21 protein-coding genes are annotated in these 25745 nt (G+C 62.3%); 13 read left to right on the forward strand and 8 right to left on the reverse strand.

Annotated features, from left to right (window positions below; genetic code table 11):
* The first annotated feature begins 51 nt into the window (after window positions 1-51).
* From A3AY_RS0118360 to trxA, 12 genes are all read left to right on the forward strand, one after another.
* Entirely contained in the window at window positions 52-783 is a 732-nt protein-coding gene (locus tag A3AY_RS0118360; protein WP_085995046.1) for a response regulator transcription factor, read from the forward strand.
* A gap of 167 nt (window positions 784-950) precedes the next feature.
* Window positions 951-2732, forward strand: a complete 1782-nt coding sequence (locus A3AY_RS0118365; RefSeq protein ID WP_018327131.1) for a sensor histidine kinase — start codon at window positions 951-953, stop codon at window positions 2730-2732.
* Complete coding sequence (locus A3AY_RS0118370; RefSeq protein WP_018327132.1) at window positions 2729-3196, forward strand: HPr kinase/phosphorylase; 468 nt, start codon at window positions 2729-2731, stop codon at window positions 3194-3196. Before A3AY_RS0118365 ends, A3AY_RS0118370 begins: the two co-directional genes overlap by 4 nt.
* A 144-nt stretch (window positions 3197-3340) precedes the next feature.
* Complete coding sequence (locus A3AY_RS0118375; protein ID WP_018327133.1) at window positions 3341-3742, forward strand: PTS sugar transporter subunit IIA; 402 nt, start codon at window positions 3341-3343, stop codon at window positions 3740-3742.
* Window positions 3711-4028, forward strand: coding sequence for an HPr family phosphocarrier protein (locus tag A3AY_RS0118380; protein ID WP_051108367.1), 318 nt, complete (start codon window positions 3711-3713; stop codon window positions 4026-4028). Before A3AY_RS0118375 ends, A3AY_RS0118380 begins: the two co-directional genes overlap by 32 nt.
* Before the next feature lie 226 nt (window positions 4029-4254).
* Complete coding sequence (ahcY, locus tag A3AY_RS0118385) at window positions 4255-5655, forward strand: adenosylhomocysteinase (RefSeq protein ID WP_018327135.1); 1401 nt, start codon at window positions 4255-4257, stop codon at window positions 5653-5655.
* Window positions 5656-6151: 496 nt separating this feature from the next.
* Complete coding sequence (locus tag A3AY_RS0118390; RefSeq protein WP_026203582.1) at window positions 6152-8632, forward strand: sensor histidine kinase; 2481 nt, start codon at window positions 6152-6154, stop codon at window positions 8630-8632.
* Window positions 8632-10122 (forward strand): bifunctional tRNA (adenosine(37)-N6)-threonylcarbamoyltransferase complex ATPase subunit type 1 TsaE/phosphotransferase, encoded by a 1491-nt coding sequence (locus tag A3AY_RS0118395; RefSeq protein WP_018327137.1) that lies wholly within the window; start codon window positions 8632-8634, stop codon window positions 10120-10122. The genes A3AY_RS0118390 and A3AY_RS0118395 overlap by 1 nt, the downstream gene beginning before the upstream one ends.
* An 87-nt stretch (window positions 10123-10209) precedes the next feature.
* Window positions 10210-10941 (forward strand): nucleotidyltransferase family protein, encoded by a 732-nt coding sequence (locus A3AY_RS0118400; RefSeq protein WP_018327138.1) that lies wholly within the window; start codon window positions 10210-10212, stop codon window positions 10939-10941.
* Window positions 10942-10945: 4 nt separating this feature from the next.
* Entirely contained in the window at window positions 10946-14131 is a 3186-nt protein-coding gene (addB, locus tag A3AY_RS0118405; protein WP_018327139.1) for a double-strand break repair protein AddB, read from the forward strand.
* A complete protein-coding gene (gene addA, locus A3AY_RS0118410; RefSeq protein WP_018327140.1) occupies window positions 14121-17681 on the forward strand; it encodes a double-strand break repair helicase AddA in 3561 nt (1186 codons plus the stop codon). The genes addB and addA overlap by 11 nt, the downstream gene beginning before the upstream one ends.
* Before the next feature lie 87 nt (window positions 17682-17768).
* Window positions 17769-18092: a thioredoxin gene (gene trxA, locus A3AY_RS0118415; protein WP_018327141.1), complete on the forward strand. Its 324-nt coding sequence runs from the start codon at window positions 17769-17771 to the stop codon at window positions 18090-18092.
* 81 nt (window positions 18093-18173) lie between these two features.
* Here the strand turns inward: trxA and A3AY_RS0118420 are convergent, their stop codons facing one another.
* The 6 genes from A3AY_RS0118420 to A3AY_RS0118445 all read right to left on the reverse strand — a co-directional run bounded on the left by A3AY_RS0118420 (window position 18174) and on the right by A3AY_RS0118445 (window position 24018).
* Window positions 18174-18800, reverse strand: coding sequence for a GNAT family N-acetyltransferase (locus A3AY_RS0118420; RefSeq protein WP_018327142.1), 627 nt, complete (start codon window positions 18798-18800; stop codon window positions 18174-18176).
* A 46-nt stretch (window positions 18801-18846) separates the two neighbouring features.
* Window positions 18847-20190, reverse strand: a complete 1344-nt coding sequence (locus A3AY_RS0118425) for a bifunctional folylpolyglutamate synthase/dihydrofolate synthase (RefSeq protein WP_026203583.1) — start codon at window positions 20188-20190, stop codon at window positions 18847-18849.
* 109 nt (window positions 20191-20299) lie between these two features.
* Window positions 20300-21220 carry an acetyl-CoA carboxylase, carboxyltransferase subunit beta gene (gene accD, locus A3AY_RS0118430; RefSeq protein ID WP_026203584.1) on the reverse strand — a complete coding sequence of 307 codons (921 nt, stop codon included), beginning with the start codon at window positions 21218-21220 and terminating at the stop codon, window positions 20300-20302.
* 50 nt (window positions 21221-21270) lie between these two features.
* Entirely contained in the window at window positions 21271-22110 is an 840-nt protein-coding gene (gene trpA / locus A3AY_RS0118435; protein WP_018327145.1) for a tryptophan synthase subunit alpha, read from the reverse strand.
* Between the two features lie 4 nt (window positions 22111-22114).
* Entirely contained in the window at window positions 22115-23335 is a 1221-nt protein-coding gene (trpB, locus tag A3AY_RS0118440; protein ID WP_018327146.1) for a tryptophan synthase subunit beta, read from the reverse strand.
* On the reverse strand, window positions 23332-24018 hold the full coding sequence (locus tag A3AY_RS0118445) for a phosphoribosylanthranilate isomerase (RefSeq protein WP_026203585.1): 687 nt from the start codon (window positions 24016-24018) through the stop codon (window positions 23332-23334). The genes trpB and A3AY_RS0118445 overlap by 4 nt, the downstream gene beginning before the upstream one ends.
* Before the next feature lie 132 nt (window positions 24019-24150).
* Between A3AY_RS0118445 and A3AY_RS0118450 the strand changes: the two genes are divergently transcribed.
* Entirely contained in the window at window positions 24151-24351 is a 201-nt protein-coding gene (locus A3AY_RS0118450) for a YqaE/Pmp3 family membrane protein (protein WP_018327148.1), read from the forward strand.
* Window positions 24352-24356: 5 nt separating this feature from the next.
* On the opposite strand, the gene A3AY_RS0118455 is transcribed toward A3AY_RS0118450, so the two are convergent.
* Together A3AY_RS0118455 and A3AY_RS0118460 are read right to left on the reverse strand one after the other, a co-directional pair.
* Window positions 24357-25115: a M48 family metallopeptidase gene (locus tag A3AY_RS0118455; RefSeq protein ID WP_026203586.1), complete on the reverse strand. Its 759-nt coding sequence runs from the start codon at window positions 25113-25115 to the stop codon at window positions 24357-24359.
* A gap of 121 nt (window positions 25116-25236) precedes the next feature.
* Window positions 25237-25668, reverse strand: a complete 432-nt coding sequence (locus A3AY_RS0118460) for a DUF2852 domain-containing protein (RefSeq protein WP_018327150.1) — start codon at window positions 25666-25668, stop codon at window positions 25237-25239.
* Between the last annotated feature and the right edge of the window lie 77 nt (window positions 25669-25745).

Consider the following 25745-nt stretch of genomic DNA (forward strand, 5'->3'; position numbering starts at 1 on the left):
GGACAGCCGGGCTGGCCTCGGAGGCGAAGTGAAATGGTGGAGCCCTATACGATGCAGACGATTGCACTTGTCGATGACGACCGGAACATCCTGACCTCGGTATCGATTGCGCTGGAAGCCGAAGGATACAAAGTCGAAACCTATACCGACGGTGCTTCAGCCCTTGACGGCCTGCTTGCCCGACCGCCGCAACTGGCCATCTTCGACATCAAGATGCCGCGCATGGACGGCATGGAACTCTTGCGCCGCCTGCGCCAGAAGTCGGATATTCCGGTGATCTTCCTCACCTCCAAGGATGAGGAGATCGACGAGCTGTTCGGCCTGAAGATGGGCGCCGATGACTTCATCACCAAGCCCTTCTCGCAGCGACTGCTGGTTGAACGCGTCAAGGCGATCCTGCGCCGCTCGGCCAACCGGGAAGCCGCGGCTGCGGCAAATTCGGGCGGCGCCGCCAAGACCGCCGCCGATGTGCAGGCGCGTTCACTGGAACGCGGCCAGCTATCGATGGACCAGGAACGTCACACCTGCACCTGGAAGAACGAGCCGGTCACCCTGACGGTCACCGAATTCCTCATCCTGCATTCGCTGGCGCAGCGCCCCGGCGTCGTAAAGAGCCGCGATTCCCTGATGGACGCGGCCTATGACGAGCAGGTCTATGTCGACGATCGCACGATCGACAGCCACATCAAGCGGCTGCGCAAGAAGTTTAAGATGGTCGACAATGACTTCGACATGATCGAGACGCTTTACGGCGTCGGCTATCGTTTCCGCGAATCGGCCTGACGAACGCTGAACTGGCACGGGCGCGCGCTAGCGCCGCGGCCACACTGGCATGGCTTGTCGCGGAACTGTATGATACGGCTCCGCGCCGGAGCGAACCCCAAACGGTTTTCGCCTATAATAGCCATATCCGTTGATATGCAGGAGCCGCGCGAGCGGGAGTTGAAGGCTTGGTCGAAGTCTTGCGAAACATCGATGTGGAAGACAGCGACGCGAGAACCGCGTCCGACCGAAAGTGGGCGCATCCCTTCACGCTGATACGCCGGATCTTCGGCAATGCGGTGTTTTCGAGCCTGACGCGCCGCATCCTGTTCTTCAATCTCGTCGCGCTCGTCGTCCTCGTCGGCGGCATCATGTACCTGAACCAGTTTCGCGAGGGCCTGATCGATGCGCGCGTCGAAAGCCTGCTGACGCAAGGCGAAATCATCGCCGGCGCCATCGCGGCTTCCGCTTCGGTCGATACCAACTCGATCACCATCGATCCGGAAAAGCTGCTGGAACTGCAGGCAGGGCAGAGCATCACGCCGCTGCCGAGCGACGAGGACCTTGAGTTTCCGATCAATCAGGAGCGCGTCGCGCCCGTTCTGCGGCGATTGATCTCGCCGACCCGCACCCGTGCCCGCCTGTTCGACGCCGATGCCGACCTGCTGCTGGATTCACGTCACCTCTATACCGGCGGACAGGTGCTGCGCTTCGACCTGCCGCCGCTCGAACCGGAATCGGCGACGTGGTCCGAACGGCTGAACTCCTGGTTCAACCGCATCCTGCAGCCCGGCAACCTGCCGCTCTACAAGGAACCGCCAGGCGGCAACGGCTCCATCTATCCGGAGGTCATGAATGCCCTGACCGGCGTCCGCGGCGCCGTCGTGCGCGTCACCGAAAAGGGTGAGCTGATCGTCTCCGTCGCCGTTCCCGTCCAGCGGTTCCGCGCCGTTCTCGGCGTTCTTCTTCTCTCGACGCAGGCCGGCGATATCGACAAGATCGTTCATGCCGAGCGGCTGGCCATCATCCGCGTCTTCGGTGTCGCAGCCCTGGTCAACGTCATCCTCTCCCTGCTCCTGTCGAGCACGATCGCCAATCCGCTGCGGCGCCTTTCGGCCGCGGCCATTCGCGTGCGGCGGGGCGGCGCCAAGGAGCGCGAGGAAATCCCGGACTTTTCCTCCCGCCAGGACGAGATCGGAAACCTTTCGGTTGCCCTGCGCGAAATGACCACGGCGCTGTACGACCGCATCGCCGCGATCGAGAATTTCGCCGCCGATGTCAGCCATGAGCTCAAGAACCCGTTGACATCGCTGCGCAGTGCCGTCGAAACCCTGCCGCTTGCCCGCACCGACGATTCCAAGAAGCGGTTGATGGATGTGATCCAGCACGACGTGCGCCGCCTGGATCGCCTGATCAGCGACATCTCCGACGCGTCGCGGCTCGATGCCGAGCTTGCCCGCAGCGACGCCAAGGCCATCGACCTGGAGAAGCTGGTGGGCGATCTCGTCGATATTTCCCGGCAGATCCGCGGCGGCAAGAAACCCGTGCAGCTCAGCTTCGTCGTCGAGCGCAAGGACAATCCGAAGGCCCGCTTCGATGTCGCCGGCTACGAACTTCGCATCGGCCAGATCATCACCAATCTCATCGAAAACGCCCGTTCCTTCGTCCCCGAGGAAGGTGGCCGCATCATCCTGCGCCTGACGCGAACCCGCAGCCGCTGCCTCATCTATGTCGAGGACAACGGCCCCGGCATCCAGGCGGAAGACATCGACCGGATCTTCGAGCGCTTCTACACCGATCGGCCGGAAGGTGAGGATTTCGGCCAGAATTCCGGCCTTGGACTGTCGATCTCGCGCCAGATCGCAGAAGCCCATGGCGGCTCTCTGAAGGCCGAGAATATGACGAATGCGAGCGGCAAGGTCGTCGGCGCGCGCTTCACCCTGTCGCTACCGGTCGAGACCAACGCATGACGGACGAGGCGGTCAATATTCACGCCACGGCCGCCGTTCTCGGAACCCGCGGTTTCCTGTTCGTCGGTCCCTCGGGCATCGGCAAGACGGCTCTCGCGCTTTCCTGTGTGGCGGCCGCACGAGCAAGCGGATTGTTTGGCGCGCTCGTATCGGACGATCAGGTGCTGATTGCGGTGCGAAATGGCAGGGTTGTCGCCCGGCGGCCCGCCGCCATCGCCGGTTTGGCCGAGATTCGCGGTGCCGGCATCGTGAGTGTCGAGACGATATCCGCTGCCGTCATCGATTTCGCCATTCAGCCGGTCAAATCGCCGTTTGAACCGCGCCTGCCGCCCGAAAACGAGGTGTTTGCCCTTCCCTCAGGCAATTTTTTGCCGTTGCTGCGGCTTCCCTTCGGAGAGGGCTTGAATTCCTTCGAAATTTTGCGGCTTATTTTGCCTCGAAATGCCGGTTTTCAAGCACAATGATGCCTTCAAAAGCAGCATTTCTGGATTTTTAACTTGCACTTCGCCTTTTCCTTGCCAAGATGGCCGCCCCGAAGGTGGACGAAATTGCTGCATTGCGATATCTGACCATCGACGATTAGCAGATGCAGTTGGAGCGGAGACACCATGATCGGACTTGTGCTTGTCACACACGGCAAGCTGGCTGAAGAGTTTCGTCATGCGCTGGAGCATGTCGTTGGTCCGCAAAAGTCGATCGAGACGGTCTGCATCGGCCCCGAGGATGACATGGATCAACGCCGCCAGGATATCCTGGAAGCGGTCCTGTCGGCCGATGAGGGCAATGGCGTCATCATCCTGACGGACATGTTCGGCGGCACCCCGTCCAATCTGGCGATCTCGGTGATGCAGAGTGGCACCGTCGAGGTCATCGCCGGCGTCAACCTGCCTATGCTGATCAAGCTCGCCGGCGTGCGCGGCGAAAGCGATATGGACAAGGCACTCGTCGAAGCATCCGAAGCAGGCAGGAAGTATATCAATGTCGCAAGCCGTGTCCTCAGTGGCAAATAGCGAAGTGGCCGCAGTGGCGCTTTCCCGCGAATTGCTGATCATCAACAAGCGAGGGCTGCACGCCCGCGCCTCGGCCAAGTTCGTCCAGACGGTGGAAGGCTACGACGCCGAGATTCACGTGTCGAAAGACGGCATGACCGTCGGCGGCACCTCGATCATGGGCCTGATGATGCTGGCCGCCAGCACGGGCTGTTCGATCTCCGTCGTCGCCAGCGGCCGCCAGGCCCAGGAAGCGCTCGACGCCCTCGACGCGCTGGTCGCCGACAAGTTCGGCGAAGAGATCTGAGCTTTCTCTTTTGTTCCGGACGAGCCGGTTCCGCGTTCCATCGGATATCCGGCTCACTCGTGAGACATAAAGATATAAAGACTTCTTTATGTCCTGTTGCTCCCTTTCATGAATCCTGCTAGTTGAGAGCCAAACTTCGGGCTTTGTGCCGGAAGTGCGAATTTCAGCTGCCTGCCCGGATCATCGTCACTAGACCCGGTGCATGGCCTCAAGCCCGGAGAGCTTCATGAGCACGACGAACGACTATCTGGTTGCGGATATAGGCCTTGCCGATTTCGGCCGCAAGGAAATCACCATTGCCGAGACCGAAATGCCGGGCCTTATCGCCTGCCGCGAGGAATTCGGTACGAAGAAGCCGCTGAAGGGCGCGCGCATCACCGGTTCGCTGCACATGACCATCCAGACGGCAGTCCTGATCGAGACGCTGGTTGCGCTCGGCGCGGAAGTCCGCTGGGCATCCTGCAACATCTTCTCCACCCAGGACCATGCCGCCGCGGCGATCGCCGCCAGTGGCGTTCCGGTCTTTGCCGTCAAGGGCGAGACGCTGGAGGAATACTGGACCTACACCGACCGGATCTTCCAGTGGGCCGATGGCGGCGTCTCCAACATGATCCTCGATGACGGCGGCGACGCCACCATGTATATCCTGCTCGGCGCGCGCGCCGAAGCCGGCGAGGACGTGCTGTCGAACCCGACCTCGGAAGAAGAGGAAATCCTCGTCGCCCAGATCAAGAAGCGGCTTGCCGCCTCCCCGGGCTGGTTCACCAGGCAGCGCGACGCGATCAAGGGCGTGACGGAAGAAACCACCACCGGCGTCAACCGTCTGTACCAGTTGCATGCCAAGGGCCTGCTGCCCTTCCCGGCAATCAACGTCAACGATTCGGTCACCAAGTCGAAATTCGACAACAAGTACGGCTGCAAGGAATCGCTGGTCGACGGCATCCGCCGCGGCACCGACGTGATGATGGCCGGCAAGGTCGCCGTCGTCTGCGGTTATGGCGACGTCGGCAAGGGTTCGGCTGCCTCGCTGTCGGGCGCCGGTGCACGCGTCAAGGTCACCGAAGTCGACCCGATCTGCGCCCTGCAGGCGGCCATGGACGGTTATGAAGTCGTGCAGCTCGAGGACGTCGTCTCGAGCGCCGACATCTTCATCACCACGACCGGCAACAAGGACGTCATCCGCATGGACCACATGCGCGAGATGAAGGACATGGCGATCGTCGGCAATATCGGCCACTTCGACAACGAGATCCAGGTTTCCGCCCTGCGCAACCTGAAATGGACCAACATCAAGCCGCAGGTCGATCTGATCGAGTTCCCGAAGGGCAACCGCATGATCCTTCTGTCGGAAGGACGCCTGCTCAATCTCGGCAACGCCACCGGGCATCCGTCCTTCGTCATGTCGGCCTCGTTCACCAATCAGGTCCTGGCCCAGATCGAGCTCTTCACCAAGGGCGAGCAGTACGACAAGAAGGTCCACATCCTGCCGAAGCACCTCGACGAAAAGGTCGCCCGCCTGCACCTCGCCAAGCTCGGTGCCAAGCTGACGACACTTTCTGAAGAACAGGCCAACTATATCGGTGTGAAGCCGCAAGGCCCGTTCAAGGCTGAACACTACCGCTATTAATCCTTACCCGGATAATCCACAACATATGGTGGCCGCGATCTTGACACGAGATGGCGGCCTCTTTTTTTGCCTCGCCCTTCCAGACGAATCGCCGAAAGCGTATGTTTTTGGGACAATGATTCGTAATCAAGATGCGTCGCGCATGGGATGTCTTGCCGTAATGCGGCAGGCAGCCCGAGACATGCCGGACTGCAATCGGAATTGAACGAGCTCCGTCCCTGGCGGGATTTCGATTGAGCACGAGGTGGCGATTGGCAACCTTTACGACTGCGTAGTTCCTCAAAGCGGAATCGCTGCAGGGACAAATTATGCAGAAGATGGAACTGCTACAGCGACCTTTGCGCGTCTGAATGGGCTCGCGGCGCTGTAAGCGCCTTGGGCGCGCTTCGCCGAAAGGTCGGGGCACGCTTCAAGGTGTTGAAGACACATGAGATCGTCCGTGATTCGGGTTTTTCCGATCATGGCATCCTATGTGATGCAAACGGGGAAGCATGCCATGGAAACAGGTCCTTCGAAACGCGCTGGTGGTCGGATTCCGTCCTTGCTGCGCCGGTTCATGGCGAGTTCCGCGCTTGCGGCCTGTGCCGGCCCCGCTCGCGCGGCGACTGAGGGTGTCGCCACCACGAGCGTTTTCCATTCCTCCGAAGTCGTGACTTTCGCCGTCCTGATCGGGGTGATTTCGGCGGCGATGATTTCCGCCATCTGGCTGATCCGCCAGCGCGGCAGCATTGAAACGGACAATCGCGAGCTGAACGCGGCATTGGCCGACGCCAATCACAAGATCTCGCGTTTTCAGGCGCTGATCACCGACAAGAACCGCCGCATCGTCGTCTGGGAGGGCCTGGCGAACAAGCCGGAATTCCTGGGACAGCTGCCCGTCGAAACGGGCGCACCGCAGGATGACCGCGATTTCCTCGCTTTCGGCCGCTGGATCAAATCCCAGTCTGCCTCCGAACTCGAAAAGGCCATCGAGCTTTTGCGCTCCAGCGCCCAGAGCTTCGATCTCATCGTTGAAACCGCGCGTGGCGAAATCATCGAGACGCAGGGCCGCGTCTCCGGCGGCCGGGCTTTCGTCCGCTTCGTCGCTCTCAACAATCTGCGCGCCGAACTCGCCGAAATGAAACTCGAGCGGGATCGCCTGCACGGATCGCTGCTGAGCCTCCAGACGCTGCTCGATGCAATTGATCTGCCGGTCTGGCAGCGCGGCGCCGACGGTGCGCTCCTCTGGGTCAACGAAGCCTATGCGCATGCGGTCGAATCCGCCAATCCGGGTGCCGCGGTGAAAGAAAGCCGGGAGCTTCTGGCGACGGTAGCGCGCGAAAAGATCCGGGCGCTCAGCACCTATGATTCCGCTTATCGCGAAAAAGTCTCCACCGTAGTCCGGGGGAACCGGACGTTCTTCGAAGTCGTGGATTCCCGGAGCCCGGCCGGATCGGCCGGCATGGCGATCAATGTCTCGGATGTCGAGGCTGTGCGCGAGGAGCTGAACCGGACGCTGAAAAGCCACGCCGAAACGCTCGATCATCTGGCCACGCCCGTTGCGATCTTCGATGGCAGCCAGCGCCTGCAATTCTACAACCAGGCCTTCCAGAGGCTCTGGGAGCTCGACATGGGCTTCCTTGAACGCAAGCCGGGCAATGGCGAGATTCTCGACCGGCTGCGCGCCGCAGCAAAGCTGCCAGAGCAATTGAACTGGAAGCAGTGGAAGGAAAATGCGCTCGCCGTCTATCAGGCGATCGACACGCAATCCGACCTCTGGCACCTGCCGAACGGCCAGACGCTGCGCGTTTTCGCAACGGCGCGTCCGCAAGGTGGCGCGACCTGGGTGTTCGAGAACCTGACGGAAAAGGTCGATCTCGAAACCCGTTACAATACGCTGGTACAGGTCCAGGGCGAGACCATCGACCATCTGTCCGAAGGCGTCGCGGTATTCGGGCCGGACGGGCGCATCAAACTGTCGAATCCGGCGTTCCGCGCGCTCTGGGGCGTCACGGAGGCCGAGGCCAAGCCAGGCACCCACATCCGGGCCATCGAGCAGGTGTGCGCGCCGTCCTATGACCAGCCGGACGGCTGGAAACGGTTCTCGCACCTCATCACGAGTTTCGACGACGAGCGACCGTCCTGCCAGGGAATTCTCGAGCTGCGCACCGGTCTCATTCTGGATTTCGCCGTCATCCCGCTGCCGAATGCACAGACGATGCTCACCTTCGTCAACATCACCGACAGCGTACGCGTCGAACGGGCGCTGACCGAGAAGAACGACGCGCTGCAGATGGCCGATCATCTGAAGAACGACTTCGTCAAGCACGTGTCCTACGAGCTGCGCTCGCCGCTGACCAACATCATCGGTTTTGCCGATCTTTTGAAGACTCCCGCCTTCGGCTCGCTGACGGAACGGCAGGCGGAATATGTCGACCATATCTCCACCTCGTCCTCGCTGCTTTTGACGATCGTCAACGACATTCTCGATCTCGCGACCGTCGACGCCGGCATCGTCGAGCTGGACCTGTCGGAAATCAACCTCACCGACCTGCTGGACGAGGTCTCCCTTCAGATGGCCGATCGGCTGCAGGAAAGCGCCGTGACGCTGCAGATCGATACGCCTGACATGCTTGGTCTGTTCGTCGCCGACCACCAGCGGCTGAAGCAGATTCTCATCAAGCTGCTGACCAATGCCGCCAATTTCGCACCCGACGGCAGCACCGTCAGCCTGAGATGCCGCCGCGACGGCAGTGATTTCGTCTTCAGCGTAACCGACAACGGCCCCGGTATCCCGCAGGACATTCTCGATACCGTGTTCAACCGGTTCGAAAGCCATGGGACACGCGGCGGCGCCGGGCTTGGCCTCTCCATCGTCGAAAGCTTCGTCAGCCTGCACCATGGCACGGTGTCGATCCGCAGCCACGAGGGCGAAGGAACGGAAGTGACCTGCTGCATTCCCTCCGGTGAGCTTCCGAAATTCGCAGCGGCGGAATGATGCAGGCGATCGAACTCCTCCTGAAAGACGAGGCCGCAACCATCCAACTCGGCGAAGACCTGGCGCTGGCATTGAAGCCGGGCGACTGCCTGGCGCTGTCCGGCGACCTCGGGGCCGGCAAGTCGACGCTCGCCCGCGCCTTCCTGCGCGCCATGGCCGACGACGAAGCGCTTGAAGTCCCAAGCCCGACCTTCACGCTGGTGCAAAGCTACGATCTGCGCATTCCGGTTTCGCATTTCGACCTCTACCGGCTGGCGGATGTGTCGGAGCTCGACGAGCTGGGTCTCGACGAAGCGCTGTCGGACGGTATTTGCCTGGTGGAATGGCCTGAAAATGCCCTGTCGGCACTGCCGAAGACGCGGCTCACGGCCACATTTTCCCACCTCGACGATGGTCGTCGCGTCATCATCTCCGGCGACCCGGCGGCTTTGGCGCGGGTCACGCGCAGCCTGGCGATTCGTTCCTTTCTCGAAGACCGCGGATACCGCCATGCAAGACGCCGGCATCTCAGCGGTGATGCGTCGGCACGCGCCTATGAACGAATCCTGGTCGAAGGCCAGCCAGCGACGATCCTGATGGATTCGGCCCGCCACAAGCCCGGCCCAATCCTGCAGGATGGCAAATACTACCAGCAGCTCGCCCATCTCGCCGAAGATGTCGTCCCCTTCGTCGCGATCGGCCGCGACATTCGCGACAAGGGATTTTGCGCGCCCGCAATTTACGAACACGATCTCGAAGCCGGCATTCTCCTGATCGAAGATCTCGGCAGCGAGGGCATCCTCGATACCGATGGAGAGCCGATCGCTGAACGTTATCTGGAAAGCGTACGAATGCTTGCGCATCTGCATGCGCAGCCGGTGACCCGCGACATACCGCTGTCCGAGACCATCACGCATCACATCCCCGATTTCGATCGGGCGGCGATGACGATCGAAACCAGCCTGCTGATCGACTGGTATCTCCCGTGGAAGCGCGGCGAAAAGGCCTCCGACGCCGAGCGTGCAGAGTATTTCGCAATCTGGGACTCGCTGATCGATCTTCTCGCCACCTCGGAAAAAAAGCTGCTGCTGCGGGACTTTCACTCACCGAACATCATCTGGCGCGATAAGCGCGCCGGCTTCGACCGTATCGGCATCATCGATTTCCAGGACGCGATGATCGGCCCCACGGCCTATGACGTGGCCTCGATCACGCAGGACGCACGGGTGACGATCGCCCCGGACCTTTGCGAGCAGATGCTGTCGCTCTATTGCTCGCAACGTCATGCTCTTGGCGATTTCGACGAAGCGATGTTCCGGCGCGATTGGCATCTCATGTCGGCGCAGCGCAACTGCAAGCTTGTCGGCATCTGGGTCCGACTGATGCAGCGCGACGGCAAGCCCTTCTACATGAAGCACATGCCGCGGACATTTTCCTATCTTCAGGTGGCGCTTAAGCACCAAGCGCTCGCGCCCTTGCGCGAATGGTGCATAAAGGCAGGAATCCTTTAAAGCGCGTCAAACTTGACGCGCAAAGGTCGCTATAACACTTTTAAAACCGAATCACCGGTCAGGAATTCAGTGGACCAAGTGCTGCCTATGCCCATCAAGAATGCCATGGTGCTTGCCGCGGGGCTTGGCACCCGGCTGCGCCCCATCACCAATACGATTCCCAAACCGCTCGTGCGCATCGCGGGAAAACCGATGATCGACTATGTGCTCGATGCGATCGAAGGCGCGGGGGTGGAGACGGCCGCCGTCAACGTCCATCATTTCGCCGATCAGATGGAAGCGCATCTGAAGGACAGACGCCGGCCCAGGATCGTCATTTCCGATGAGCGGGCATCGCTGATGAATTCCGGCGGCGGCCTTGCCAAGGGCTTGAAGCTGCTTGCCGACGGCCCGGTGCTGGTCATGAATGCCGATCTCTTCTGGGTCGGCGAGAAGCGGGGCGTACCCTCCAATCTCGAGCGGCTTGCATCGTTCTTCGACGCGGAAACCATGGACATGGCGCTGCTGTGTGTGCGCAACGAAGACACGACAGGGCATAACGGCAAGCTGGATTTCTCGCTCGATCCGCAGGGCCGTCTTTACCGCTACCGGGAAGGCATGCAAAACCCGGTCGTCTATGCGGGCGCGATCGCCCTGCACAGTCGGCTTTTCGCCGATGCTCCGGAGGAGCCCTTCAACCTCAACATCTATTTCGACAAGGCGATCGAGAGAGGCAGGCTGTTCGGCATCGTGCTCGAAGGCCATTGGCTGACCGTTGGAACGCCGGAAGCGATCGGCGAGGCAGAGGAGGCGATCCGCCGCTTCCAGACGGGAGCTTGAGGGCGTGGTGGATACCGTTTCCAACGTCTTCACCATTCCACCGGGTCTTCCCTTCCTGAAGACGCTGGTCGAAAAGCTGTGTTCGGGTGAACTGGTGCCCGGTTTCCGCTATGCGCAGGCCGATCCGCTTGCCCTTGCCGGCATCACCATCTTCGTGCCGACCCGCCGCTCGGCGCGCGTCTTGCGCTCTGAATTGGTCGATTGCCTCGGCGGCCGCTCGGCGATCCTGCCGATAATCCGGGCGCTGGGCGAAACCGACGACGACAGCGGCTTCTTCGATGCGGAAATCCCCGCAATCCTTGATCTCGCTCCGCCTTTGCCCAACACAGCTCGGCTGATCGAGCTTGGCCGCCTCGTTCTCGCCTGGCGCAACCAGCTGCCGAAGGCCGTGGTGGACGTGCATGCGGAAAGCCCGCTGATTGCACCCGCCAGCCCCGCCGACGCGATCTGGCTCGCCCGCGATCTCGCCGAGATCATCGACGCGATGGAGACGGAAGAGCTGGACTGGGACGCGCTGGACAATCTCGACGCGAACGACCATGCGATGTGGTGGCAACTGACCCTCGAATTCCTCAGGATCGCCCGCACCTACTGGCCGGCGCGGCTGGAGGAGCTCAAGCAATCCTCGCCGGCCCGGCACCGCAACGCCATCCTCGAAGCCGAGACGCAACGTATCGCCGCCGGCAAGGTTACCGGGCCGATCATCATTGCCGGATCCACCGGCTCCATCCCCGCGACGGCCAAGCTGATCGCCGCGGTGCAGAAGCTGCCGAACGGCACGATCGTGCTGCCCGGTCTCGACCGGACGATGAGTGACGCCGAATGGGCAACGATCGCGCCGGAAACAGCGAAATTCGCCGGTGATCCGGCAAGCCGCAGCCATCCGCAATACGGCTTCTTTCGCCTCTTGAAGGGCATGGGCATCAACCGCCATGACGTCGTGTCGCTCGGCACGGCAGACGCAGACCTCGACTATCGTGCGGAACTCCTATCCCACGCGCTTTTGCCGGTGCAGGCCACGAGCGGCTGGACAGCTTTGCGTGCCGCCGTCGATCAGCACCGGCTGACGGCGGCCTTTGCGGATGCGGCGCTGATCGAAACCGCCAATGAGCGCGAGGAGGCGACAGCGATCGCCGTCGCCCTTCGGCTCGCCCTGCACGGCAGTGAGGAAAGCCAGGCCGCGCTGATCACACCCGATCGCAACCTGGCCCGCCGGGTGACGGCAGAACTGCTGCGTTTCGGCATCGAGGCCGACGATTCGGCCGGTACGCCGCTGTCGGCCACCGGCCCCGGCAGCGTGACGCGGCTGCTTCTCGAAGCCGCGCTGCGGCCAGGCGATCCGGTCTCGATCACAGCGCTGCTGAAGCATCCACTGGCGCGCTTCGGCCTGCCGGCTGAGGTCATGGATGCAGCGGCGGAAGTGCTGGAACTGATGGCGCTGCGCGGTGGTACTGGCAGCGCCGATATTTCCGAACTCGAGGTTCTTTTCGATGAGGCGCTGCAGCACGAGGCCGGAAAGAAACATCTGCCGGAATGGCGAGGCCGGATCGATGACGCCGCGATCGCGCAGGCGCGCGACCTTGCCCGGCGCATTGCGGCCGCGGCGGAGCCTCTGGCTGGCACGCTGGTTCGCCACCACAGAAGCGGGCGCGGCCTGACGGCGGCCCTGACGCTTGCCGACTGGGCGGAAAAGACCGGCGTGGCGCTGGAAGCAGTCGCCGTAGACGAACACGGCAGCCTTGCCGGCCTGTGGTCGGGTGAGGCCGGCGAAGCCTTGGCGACGCTTCTGCGCTCCATCATCGACACCGACGGTCAGCTCACGGCCGATGGGCCACAATGGAGCGACATCATGGAGGCGCTCTCAACGAGCGAGGCGATCAAGCCACGTTCCATGCGCCATCCCCGCGTGTTCATTTTCGGGGCCCTGGAATCACGCCTGCAAAGCGTCGACCTCGTCGTTCTCGGCGGCATGAACGAGGGCACATGGCCCGGCCAGACGTCCAACGATCCCTTCCTGTCGCGCACCATGAAAACATCCATCGGCCTGGAGCCGCCCGAGCGGCGCATCGGCCAGCTCGCCCATGATTTCCAGATGGCCTGCGGCACCCGCAAGCTGATCCTGACGCGGGCGATGCGCAAGGGTGCCACGCCGACCGTCGCCTCCCGCTGGCTGCAGCGGCTTCTCGCCGTCGGCGGTCATGATTTCGCAGCGAAACTGCGCGAAAACGGCAAGGATTATCATCATTGGGCGGGCCTGCTCGACCAGGGCGTTACGCAACCGCTGGCGAGCCGCCCGGAGCCGAAGCCTGCGCCGGAACAGCAGCCTCGCAGCTATTCCTTCAGCGAAGTCACCCGCCTGAGGCGCGATCCCTATGCGATCTATGCCAAACGAATCCTACGGCTGCAGCCGATCGATCCCTTCAACCGCGACCCGGGCGCAGCCGAGCGCGGCACGCTCTATCACAAGATCGTCGAGCGTTTCGTCCGCGCCAATCTCGATCCCGCCTCGCCCGAAGCGGCGCAGGAAATGAGCCGGCTGATCAACGGGGCCTTCGACGAACAGGCCCTGCCCGCCCATATCGACATCGTCTGGCGGCCGCGCTTTGCCGCCGTCGGCAAGGCGTTCATCGATTGGGAAATCGCCCGGCATGCCGATATCCGCAAGTCCTACACCGAACTCTATGCCTCGATGGAAATCGGCGTCCACGACATCAAATTGACTGGTATGGCCGATCGCATCGACATCCTCGGCGATGGCTGCGCCGTGCTGATCGACTACAAGACCGGTTCCAGCCCATCGGTCAACGAGGCGCGGGCGCTGCTCGATCCGCAGCTGGCGCTGGAGGCCGCCGCGCTGAAGGCCGGCGCCTTCAAGCACGCTGGATCACGGCATCCGCAATCGCTCGTCTATGTCCGCCTGAAACCCGGCGAACGATTTAAACCAGAGGAAGTCAACAACGAACACGCCAAGGCGCGCGCCAATGTCCAGACCAAGTCGGCAGAACAGCTGGCCGACGATTCGCTGAAGGAACTGAGAGGGCTCCTCACCGCCCTGATGAACGGCAAATACGGCTTTGCCTCCCGCGTGATCGTGCAGAAAGAGCGCGACTACGGCGGAGAGTACGATCATCTTGCCCGTGTCGCCGAATGGGCGACGGCGGAAGACGAGGAGGATGGCAATGAGGGATGATCATTTCGGACCTCTCGAACCTTCACCTCAGGCCTGGCTCGACTGGACATCGGCCAAGCAGGCGCTCGCTTCCGATCCTGCCCGCTCCGCCTGGGTGGCGGCCAATGCCGGCTCGGGCAAGACGCATGTGCTGACGCAGCGCGTTATCCGGCTTCTGTTGTCCGGCTGCCGCCCGTCTGCCATTCTCTGCCTGACCTACACGAAGGCTGCCGCGTCGGAAATGTCCAACCGCGTCTTCGAACGATTGGCCGAGTGGGTGACGCTCGACGACGCCGCGCTGGACGAGCGCATCGCAGCAATCGAGGGTGAAAAACCGGATCTCCTGAAACGCCAGGAAGCGCGGCGCCTGTTTGCCCGGGCGCTGGAGACGCCGGGCGGGCTGAAGATCCAGACGATCCACGCCTTCTGCGAAGCGCTGCTGCACCAGTTTCCGCTGGAAGCCAATGTCGCCGGCCATTTCTCGGTACTGGACGACCGCGCTTCGGCGACGCTGCTCGCCGATGCGCGTCGCGCGCTTTTGACTGCCACGGCAACCGAGGATGACCGCGAGCTGACGGAAGCTTTTGCAACGGTTCTCGATCTTGCCGACGATACCGGACTTGAAAAGCTGCTGTCGGCGATTGTCGCCAACCGCACGGCAATCCAGGCGTTTCTTGAAGATGCCAATCGTGGAATCGATCCGACGCTACGGGCAGCGCTCGGTCTCGCCTCCACCGAAACATCGGAGACAGCGATAGCCGGATTCTGGCCCTTGAAGGGTTTGAACGGCGCGGCGCTTGAGCGTTACATCGGCATCGCCCTTTCGGCCGGCGGGGCGAAGGTTGCGGAGTTCGCCGAAGGCCTGCGTGCCGTCGCAAAACTCGCCGATCCGCTACAGCGCTTCAATGCGCTCCGGGACCTCTTCTATACCCAGGGCGGCAAGCTGCGGGCGGAATCGGCCTTTCTGTCGAAACCGATTCGCGACAAGGCGCCCGATCTTGAACCGCTGGTGCTTGCCGCGCGCGAACACATCGCCGCGTCCATGGACCGCCTTAGCCTGCTTGAAATGTTCGAGGCGACGAATGCCGCCCTCACGCTCGCAGACCGGTTGAACGCCGACTACGAGGACATCAAGAAAAGCCGCAGCCAGCTGGATTTCGACGACCTGATCAACCGCACGGCGGCGCTGCTGTCGCGCGGTGACGTCAGCGCGTGGGTGCACTACAAGCTCGATCAGGGCATCGACCACATTCTCGTCGATGAGGCGCAGGACACGAGCCCCGTGCAGTGGACCATCATCCAGTCGCTGGCGAAGGATTTCTTCTCCGGCGAAACGGCCCGCAGCGACAACCGCACGATGTTTGCCGTCGGCGACGAGAAGCAGTCGATCTACTCCTTCCAGGGAGCTCGACCGGAGCGCTTCTCGGACGAGAGCATCGAGACAGAGAAGCGCGTCCGTGACAGCGGCCGGGCCTTCAGCCCGATCCGGCTGCAGCTTTCCTTCCGCTCCACCGAGGATGTCCTGTCTGCCGTCGATACGGTGTTCGAAAATCCGCTGCACGCGCGCGGGCTGAGCGCCCGGCGCGATGCCGTCGTGCATGCGTCCAATCGCATCGGTCATCCCGGCCTGGTCGAAGTGTGGGATGCGATCGCACCAGCCGACAGCGTTCAGGAGGATGACTGGACCGCAGCCTTTGATGCGACGCCCGAGGACGCGCCGGCTAATATTCTTGCTCAACGCATCGCCGCCGTGCTTGCCGACTGGATCGGCACGGAAACGGTGATCGAAAAGGGCGTCAAGCGGCCGATGCAGCCGGGCGACGTCATCGTTCTCGTGCGCAAGCGCGATGCCTTCGTCAATGCGCTCACCCGGGCCTTGAAGACGCGCCGCAACATTCCGGTTGCCGGAGCCGACCGGCTGGTTCTCACCGACCATATCGCCGTGCAGGACCTGATGGCGCTCGGACGCTTCGTGCTCCTGCCGCAGGACGACCTTTCGCTCGCCGCCGTGCTCAAAAGCCCGTTGTTCAATCTGAGCGAAGACGATGTCCGGGATCTGGCAGTCGACCGCCCCCTCTCGGTCAGCGTCTGGCAACGGCTGCAGGAATGCGGCGGCCACGCGGCGAGCCGCTACCATGCGCCTCTGCAAAAGCTGCAGCGGTACAGGGCATTGTCGCGTGTCCTGCCTGTCCACGATTTCTACGCCCGTATCCTCGGCCATGACGGCGGCCGCGCCGCGTTCCTGGGCCGGCTCGGAACGGAGGTCAGCGACATCCTCGATGAATTCCTGACCTTTGCGCTCGATCACGAGAAAAACGGTCTGCCGGGCCTGCAGGCCTTTATTTCGGGTCTCGAGATGGAAGCGCCGACGGTCAAGCGCGAGCAGGACAAGGAACGCAACGAAGTGCGCATCATGACCGTGCATGCCGCCAAGGGGCTGGAGGCGCCGGTGGTGTTCCTGGTCGATGGCGGCGGCAAGGCCTTCAATTCGCAGCATGTCTCGGGCCTTCGGCTGATCCAGCCGGACGATCACAAGACTGACAGTCTGCTTCCCGTCTGGCGGCCCCCGGGTGCCGCGTCCAACAGCTTGATCGATGCGGATACCGCCCGGCTGAAGATCGCGGCCGAAGAGGAATATCGCCGGCTTCTCTATGTCGGCATGACGCGTGCCGCCGACCGGCTGATCGTCTGTGGCTATCAGGGCAAGCGGGCCAATCCCGAAAGCTGGCACGCCATGGTCACGACCAGCCTGTCCGGCGACGAACGCGGCCGCAGCACGCCCCGAACCTTCACGGCAGGCAATCAGGAATGGACGGGCTATTCGTGGCAAACGTCCTCTGTCACGCGCGACCTGAAGACGCAGGATGCCGGCAAGGAAGCCGCCGACGCCCGCCCGGCAGGTTTGCCGGCCACGCTTCTGCAGCCCCTGCCGCCGCAGCGACATTTGCCCCGTCCGTTAAGCCCCTCCGGTGCGGGCGCCGTTATTGACGAGGACGATTCCGGCACCATTGTCGGTTCGGCGCTGTTCTCGCAAAAAGTTGCGCCCAACCGGTCGCTGCTGCGCGGCGCGATCCTGCACCGGTTCCTGCAGGTGTTGCCGTCGATCGCGCCCGAGGAACGGCTGGCCGCCGCCGAGCGCTACCTGGCTCGTTCCGTGCCCCGCTGGTCCGCAAGCGAGCGGCAGGCGCTAACGGCTTCGGTGCTGAGCGTAATCGAGCATCCGCAGCTCGCCGCACTGTTTTCAGACACGAGCCGCGCGGAAGTGTCGGTGATGGGGACGTTGACGCTCGGGACGCGCGATTTCGCCGTTTCCGGCCGCATCGATCGGCTCGCCGTCTCCGGCACGACGGTCGTTCTCGCCGATTTCAAGACCAACCGGGAGATCCCCGCCTCGCCGGAAGACGTCCCCTTCGTGTACAAGGCGCAGCTGGCGATCTATCGCTCGCTTCTCGAACCGCTTTATCCCGATTACGCCTTCCAATGCGCGCTGATTTATACGGAAGGCCCGGCGGTCCTGACTTTGCCGCAGGAGATGCTGGACAGGAGCCTTGTGGAGCTCTCGAAGAAGTGAGATACCGAATATTGAAAAAGATGCGTTCCGCTATCACATCTTGAGCAACCGTTCGAAGAACGCCGATTTCGAAACAAGGAGCAGCCTATGGCTACCGTAAAAGTCGATACCTCCAATTTTCAGGATGAAGTGCTGAATGCCGCCGAGCCGGTCATCGTGGATTTCTGGGCCGAATGGTGCGGCCCCTGCAAGATGATTGCTCCGAGTCTCGAAGAACTTTCCGTTGAACTCGCCGGCAAGGTGAAGGTCGCCAAGGTCAACATCGACGAAAACCCGGAAATCGCCGCCCAGTACGGCGTGCGCTCCATTCCGACGCTTGCCATGTTCAAGGCCGGCGAAGTCTCCGACATCAAGGTCGGCGCCGCTCCGAAAACCGCGCTGTCGTCCTGGATTTCCAACGCTGCCGCTTAATTCCTGATTCTGGAATGCATTTGAAAAGCCCGGGAAACCGGGCTTTTTTTGTCGGCTACTGCACCGGTGCCGCGGGGCGTTCTACCCCGTCACACAGTCGTGGCGCGGGACATCCAGCAGCGGGATGTGGGGGGCTGCCGTCCTTGGCAGCACACCCGTCAGCCGTGGATCGTCATGGACCTCGACCATCAGCGCATAGGGCGTAAACCCCGATCTCTGGTAAAATGCAAGGGCAGCCGGATGATCGAAGTGGCACGTGTGGAGCCAGAAACGATCAATCGGCCGCGCCCAGGCTTTGGCGATCGCCTCGTTCATGAGACAGCGGCCGACCCCCTTGCCAATCGCCTCCCTGGCCAGCCCGAAAAAGACAAGCTCGCATTCGCCAGGCACGCGAAAATCGAGCTCGAGCAGGCCGATCTGCCGTTCCCCGTCCGTTAGTGCATACACCTCGACGGCAGGATCGGAGAGGATTGCCCGCAGGGAATCATCGTCCATCTCAAGTCGAGACACCCACATCCAGTCCTCGCCGATCAGCCGAAACAGACGCCGATAGTCTTCCAGATCCGAGGAGGTAAGCCGCACCAGAGGCGTGTCGGCAGCCGTAATCTTTTCCGCCGGCTGGCGCATCTCCAGGAACGTGACCGCGTTGGCGATCTTGCCCGGTGGGACCGGCGAATAGCCCATCGGCAATTCAGGATTGGTGTTCATTCGCTTGCCTTTTTCACAGCCGAAGAGACTTCGCGGCCATCGGAAATCACCGTGGCGGCGTGCCGTTGTCGGCAAGGACGTCGCCGACCAGATAGAGTGAACCGCCGATCAGGATACGCGGCGATGCCGGATCGCCGGAAAACAGCTCGCTGATGGTCGCCAAGGCCTGCGCCACCGTCTCGAGCGGTGTCGCCTCGAAACCGGCCTCGCCGGCGTCGCCAGCCAGCGCCACCGCGTCGATCCCGGCATCCGAACCGCGAATCGGCACGGTGAAAACCTGTTCGGCCAACCCGCGGAACGCCTTGAAATAACCGACCGGATCCTTCGTGTTGATCATGCCGATGATCAGGAACAGCGGCCGCGGGTCGCGCTCCTCGAGATTGGCCATGGTTTCGGCAATGACCTGTCCCGCGCCGGGATTGTGCCCGCCATCGACCCAGATCTCCGCGCGCTTCGGCGCCATCGAAACGAGCTTGCCTTCCGTCAGGCGCTGGAGCCGGCCCGGCCATTCGACAGTCGTCAGTCCGGTTTCGATCGCCTCTTCCGTCGGATCAAACCCGGCAGCCCGGCAGGCGCGGATTGCCGCGGCCGCATTGGCGTGCTGATGGCGGCCCGGCAGGCGCGGCAGCGGCAGGTCCGCAAGCCCGACCTCGTCCTGGTAGATCAGCCGGCCGTATTCCTCATGCGCCATGAAATCCTGGCCGTAGACGGAAACCGGGCATCTGAGGCGCCCCGCCGTCGCTACGAGGAGATCGCGCGCGGCGTCTTCCTCCTGATGCCCGATCACCACCGGGCAGCCGCGTTTCATGATACCGGCCTTCTCCGCGGCGATCAGTTCAACCCGGTCGCCGAGATAGGCCTGATGGTCGAGCGAGATCGGCATGATGACGGAAACGGCCGGTGCCTTGATGACGTTGGTTGCATCGAAGCGGCCGCCGAGGCCGACCTCGATGATCGCCACATCCGCGGGGTGTTCGGCAAAGAGCACGAAGGTGACGGCCGTCAGGATCTCGAAAACGGTGATCTTCTGCCCGCCGTTCGCTGCCGCAACGCGGCGGACCGCGTCTGCCAGCACGGTATCGTTCACCAGCGCGCCGCGTCCGCCCTTCTTGCCGATACGGTAGCGCTCGTGCCAGTTGACGAGGTGCGGCGAGGTATGGACGTGGACGCTCAGGCCGGCAGCTTCGAGAATGGCCCGCGAAAAGGCCGTCACCGACCCCTTTCCGTTGGTGCCGGCCACATGGATGACCGGCGGCAGCTTGTCCTGTGGATTGCCGAGCACTTCAAGCAGCCGCGTGATCCGGTCGAGCGACAGGTCGAAGCCCTTGGGATGAAGGGCCAGGAGCTTGTCGATCTCCTGACCCGCCTCGCTGACATGCGCTGTCGTCATCATCGCTCCTGCAAACCGCCGTTGGAGCGCTGCACGCCATCGAGCGAGCCGAGAACGCCACAAACTCAAATTCTCAACATCCACCTGCGTCAGAGGCGAACGCGGGCCCCTAAACGCTGGCCGCAGCCGCAATCGGCAAGGCGGCCAAAGGCGTGCTGCCATTCAACTTGGCGGCATCCATCGGCTTCTTCATCAGGATTTTCAGCACGCGGGCGAGCGTTGTCGGGATATCGTGGCGCTTGACCACCATGTCGATCATGCCGTGCTCCATCAGATATTCCGATGTCTGGAAACCCTCGGGCAGCTTCTCGCGAATGGTCTGTTCGATCACGCGTTTGCCGGCAAAGCAGATTTCGGCGCCCGGTTCGGCCAGGTGCAGGTCGCCCAGCATCGCATAGGACGCCGTAACGCCGCCGGTGGTCGGATTGGTCAGGACGACAATGTAGGGAAGCCCGGCCTCTTTCAGCATCTGCACGGCCACGGTGGTCCGCGGCAGCTGCATCAGTGACAGAATGCCCTCCTGCATGCGCGCGCCGCCCGATGCCGGGAAGATGACCAGCGGGCATTTTTCTGAAATCGCCCTTTCGAAGGCCTTGATGATCGCTTCGCCGGCCGCCATGCCGAGCGAACCGCCCATGAAGTTGAATTCATGCACGACGCCGACCAGCTTGACGCCCTGGACGCGGCCGAGACCGGCCACGATCGTGTCTTCGAGGTCCGTCTTGACGCGGCTGTCGCGCAGGCGATCGACATACTTCTTGGAATCGCGGAATTTCAGCGGGTCCTGGGCCACCTTGGGCTGGGCCAAGGCCTCATAAACGCCGTCGTCGAACAGATCCTTCAACCGTGCCTTAGCCGGCATCTTCATATGGAAGCCGGAGGCGGGAATGACCCATTTGTTCTCCTCGAGATCGCGGTGAAACACCATCTCGCCGGTTTCCGGGCACTTGATCCAGAGATTTTCCGGAACTTCCCGGCGTCCGAGCATCGAGTTGATCTTCGGTCGAACGTAATTAGTGATCCAGTTCAAATCCAAACTCCTGAATATTTAAAACCGGTCCTGCCCCATAATGTGGGCAATTATTCGGCCGCGACAAGTCGTGCGGAACGAACGCCGGCGGAAAGGCCGCGCACCAGGGCTTCCACGCCCGGCACCGTCGCCCCTGTCGATTTTCCGTCTTCGCTCAGGCTGGATGCCACCTGATTGACGATGGCGGTGCCGACGACCACACCGTCGGCCGAAGCGCCGATCGCGCGCGCATGTTCGGCTGTCTTGACGCCGAAACCAACGCAGACCGGCAGTTGCGTGTGGCCCTTGATCCGCTGCACGGCGCCGCCGACAACCGACGGGTCCGGCAGGGCCGACCCGGTGATGCCGTTCATCGAGACATAATAGACGAAACCGGAGGTGTTTTCGAGAACCTTGGGCAACCGCTTGTCGTCCGTGGTCGGGGTCGCCAGCCGGATGAAGTTGATGTCCTTCTTCAGCGCGGGAATGCAGAGCTCATCATCCATTTCCGGCGGCAGATCGACGACGATCAGGCCGTCAATGCCCGCTTCCAGCGCATCGTCGAGGAAGCGCTCGACGCCGTAGATATAGATCGGATTGTAATAGCCCATCATGACGATGGGCGTATGCTGGTCGTCCGCGCGGAAACGGCGGGCGATTTCCAGCGTCTTCTTGAGCGTCTGTCCACCCTTCAGGGCCCGCTGGCCGGCCAGCTGGATTGCCGGGCCATCGGCCATCGGGTCGGAAAAGGGCATGCCGAGTTCGATGATGTCGGCACCGGCAGACGGCAGCGCCTTCATGATCGCCAGCGACGTCTCGAAATCCGGGTCGCCGCCCATGAAATAGGTGACGAGCGCCGGGCGGCCTTCGGCAGCAAGATCGGCAAATCGTTTGTCCATGCGTGCGGTCATGCTCTTACAGCCCCATACCCAGAATCTTGCCGACGGTGAAGATGTCCTTGTCGCCGCGACCGGAGAGGTTCATCAGGATGATCTCGTCCTTGCCCATTTTCGGTGCGCGCTTGATCACTTCGGCAATGGCGTGGCTCGGCTCCAGCGCCGGAATGATGCCCTCCAGGCGGGTCAACAGCTGGAATGCCTCAAGTGCCTCATGGTCCATGATCGGCACATATTCGACACGGCCGATATCAGCGAGCCAGGAATGCTCCGGACCGATGCCCGGATAGTCCAGACCGGCCGAAATGGAATGGCCTTCCTTGATCTGCCCGTCACTGTCCTGCAGCAGATAGGTGCGATTGCCGTGCAGCACGCCCGGCGAACCCGCGGTGATCGAGGCGCAGTGCTCGTCGCCTTCCAGGCCTTTGCCGCCTGCCTCGACGCCAACGATCCGCACCGATTCGTCATCGAGGAACGGATGGAAAATGCCGATCGCGTTCGAACCGCCGCCAACAGCCGCGATGACCAGGTCAGGCAGCCGGCCTTCCGCCTCGAGCATCTGTTCGCGCGCTTCGGTGCCGATGACCGACTGGAAGTCGCGGACGAGTTCCGGATAGGGATGCGGGCCGGCGGCCGTGCCGATCAGATAGTAGGTGCTGTCCACATTGGTGACCCAGTCGCGCAACGCTTCGTTCATCGCGTCCTTCAGCGTGCCCGAGCCGGCGGTCACCGGTTTCACCTCGGCACCGAGCAGCTTCATGCGGAACACGTTCGGCGCCTGGCGCTCGACATCGGTGGCGCCCATGTAGACGACGCAGGGAAGGCCAAAGCGCGCCGCGACCGTTGCCGAGGCGACCCCGTGCTGTCCGGCGCCGGTTTCGGCGATGATGCGGGTCTTGCCCATGCGCTTGGCAAGCAGGATCTGGCCGATGCAGTTGTTGATCTTGTGCGAGCCGGTGTGGTTCAGTTCCTCGCGCTTGAAATAGATCTTGGCGCCGCCCAGGTGTTCGGTCAGCCGCTCGGCGAAATAGAGCGGGCTCGGCCGGCCGATATAGTGGGCGCCGAGATGCTTCAGTTCCGCCTGGAATTCCGGATCGGTCTTGGCCTTGTTCCACTCGTCCTGCAGGTCGAGGATCAGCGGCATCAGGGTTTCGGCAACGAAGCGGCCACCGAAAATGCCGAAGCGGCCATCCTCGTCGGGACCCGATCGAAACGAATTCAGTTTTGGCGTCTCGTTCACGCGCTTCTCCCTGCCAATGCTACATTTCCGGCGATAGCCGTCTCTGCGCGCAGAACGGCATCGAAAAACTCTTCCATGCGCTTCAGATCCTTGACGCCCGGCGCGCTTTCGACGCCCGACGAGGTATCGACCGCCTTTGCGCCCGTGAGCGCCAGGGCTTCGCCGATATTGCCCGCATTCAATCCACCGGAAAGCATGTAATCGACGCCCTCGTCAAGCGCATCGAGCAGGCGCCAGTCGAAAGAGACGCCATTGCCGCCCGGCAGTTCCGAGCCTGCCGGCGGCTTGGCATCGAGCAGGAACCGGTCGGCAATGCCGATATAGGGTTCGATCCGCTTCAGATCGTCTGCGTCGCGAATAGAGAGTGCCTTCATGACCGGCAATCCATAGACGGCCTTGACTGTCAGGACGTGCTCGGGGCTTTCGTTGCCGTGAAGCTGCAGCATATCCGGCGACAGCGCCGAGACGATCTCGTCAAGCAGGTCGCTATCGGCATCGACCGTAACCGCGACAATCTTCGCCTTGCCGCGAATGCGGGCAGCCAAGCGGCCGGCATCGTCGGGTTCAATGTTGCGCGGGCTCTTGGGAAAGAAGATGAAGCCCGTATGGCGCGCACCGAGCGCGACGGCCCGATCCACGGCCTCGGCAGTCTTCAGCCCGCAAATTTTCACTTCCGTTTTCATGCACAGCGACCTGACATGAAATGCGGCGCGAGTCGAGCTAAAACACATCGAACTGTGGCGGCAAGAGTGCTTCAACCATTGCGAATGCTGGCCTGCGGCCCCATATCGCCATCCAAACGAATGGAGAATCCCATGCGCCTTCTGCTTGCCCTCCTTCTGCCCTGGCTTCAGTTCTTCACCATCGGCCGACCGATCGCCGGGATCGTCTGCCTGATTCTGCAGGTCACGCTGATCGGCTGGATACCGGCTGCGATCTGGTCGGTCTATGCGCTCAGCCAGTACAAGACGGACGAGAAGATCAGGGAAGCGCTGGGGAACCAGTATCGGCGCTGAGCCGGTCAGTCGAAATCGATCGCGTGCAGCATCGTGCCGTTGCGCTTCAACCAGCGCTTGGCATCCTCCATGGCCGGGCAAAGCTCCTCGCAAAGATCCCAGAAGTCCGGCCCGTGATTCATCTCGCGCAGATGCGCCACTTCGTGCGCGGCCAAGTAGTCGATCACCTTCGGCGGCGCCATGACGATGCGCCAGGAGAAACTCAAGCTTCCATCGGCGGCGCAGGACCCCCAGCGGCTGCGCGTATCCTTGAAGCTCAACGACTTTACCCTGCGGCCGACCATGCGGGCATAGATCGCAACCAGGTGCTCCAGGTCCTTGCGCGCTTCCTTCTTCAGAAAGTCCGCGATCCGGCGGCGGAGATGCTCCTCGGCGCCGCTCACGCGAAGCACAGGCTCGCCGTCGATGATGACGGCTTCGGTCAGCCCCCGCAGCTTGCCGGTGCGCTCGATCCGGTGGGCTATGCCGCGCAGCAGGATGGTGCCGCCCTCTTCCAGAACGCTTTCACCGGAAAACCGCGCCAGCTTGGTCATCAGCCAGCCCTGGTGCCGGCTGAGAAAGGCGTTGATCTCTCGCTCCGGCAGCCCGGCCGGGATCGTCATCTTCAAGGCACGGCCGCCGGGCTCGATCCGCAACGTCATCCGCGTGGCACGCGCGTTCTGCCGGATGGTCAGCGGCATCGCCTTGCCGGCAACGTCAATCGTCCGCTGCACGGGCGGCGGCGGGGACTTGGGCTGGCGCGACTTTCGAAGCAGGGAGAACATGAGGGATTGATAGCCGATTCGTTTGATGGGCGCATGATCCGCAAGAGGGGCGGACGACATATCAAAAGAAAAACCGGCATCCGAGGTGGATACCGGTTTGTCGTCAGGCGGGCCGTAGCGTTCAGTGCGCCGGGAAGCCCGGTGCCGAGCCGGAACCGCCGGAATTGCGTTCGCGCATGAAGCGGTCGAATTCTTCCTGGTCCTTGGCGCGGCGCAGCTCGCGAACATAGTCGTCGAACTGCTGGCGCATTTCGTCGAGCTTGCGGCGTTCCTCGTCGAGACGGGCAAGTTCTGCTTCGCGCCAATCGTCAAAGGCGACGTTGCCGGTGCGGAATTGCGGACCGCAGAAGCCGCGGCCACTGCCGCGCTTGAACGACGAGAAAACGCTGTCGACGGTCGAATTGGCATCCTTCTTGAAGGATTTCAGCCTTTCGCCGAACAGGATGTAGGCAAGCATGGCCAAGCCAAGCGGCCAGAAAACCACGAAACCGAGCACCATCATGGCAATCGTCGCAGGCGTCCAGTCCGGACGGATCAATGCAGATTGGTTCATGTTCAGACGTCCTCGCTAAAAGTGGGTCTCTCCTTCGGACCCGCTTATAACGAGATGGGAAGAGGCCTGCCGCTCTG

Source organism: Rhizobium giardinii bv. giardinii H152, assembly GCF_000379605.1.
GTDB classification, from domain to species: domain Bacteria; phylum Pseudomonadota; class Alphaproteobacteria; order Rhizobiales; family Rhizobiaceae; genus Pararhizobium; species Pararhizobium giardinii.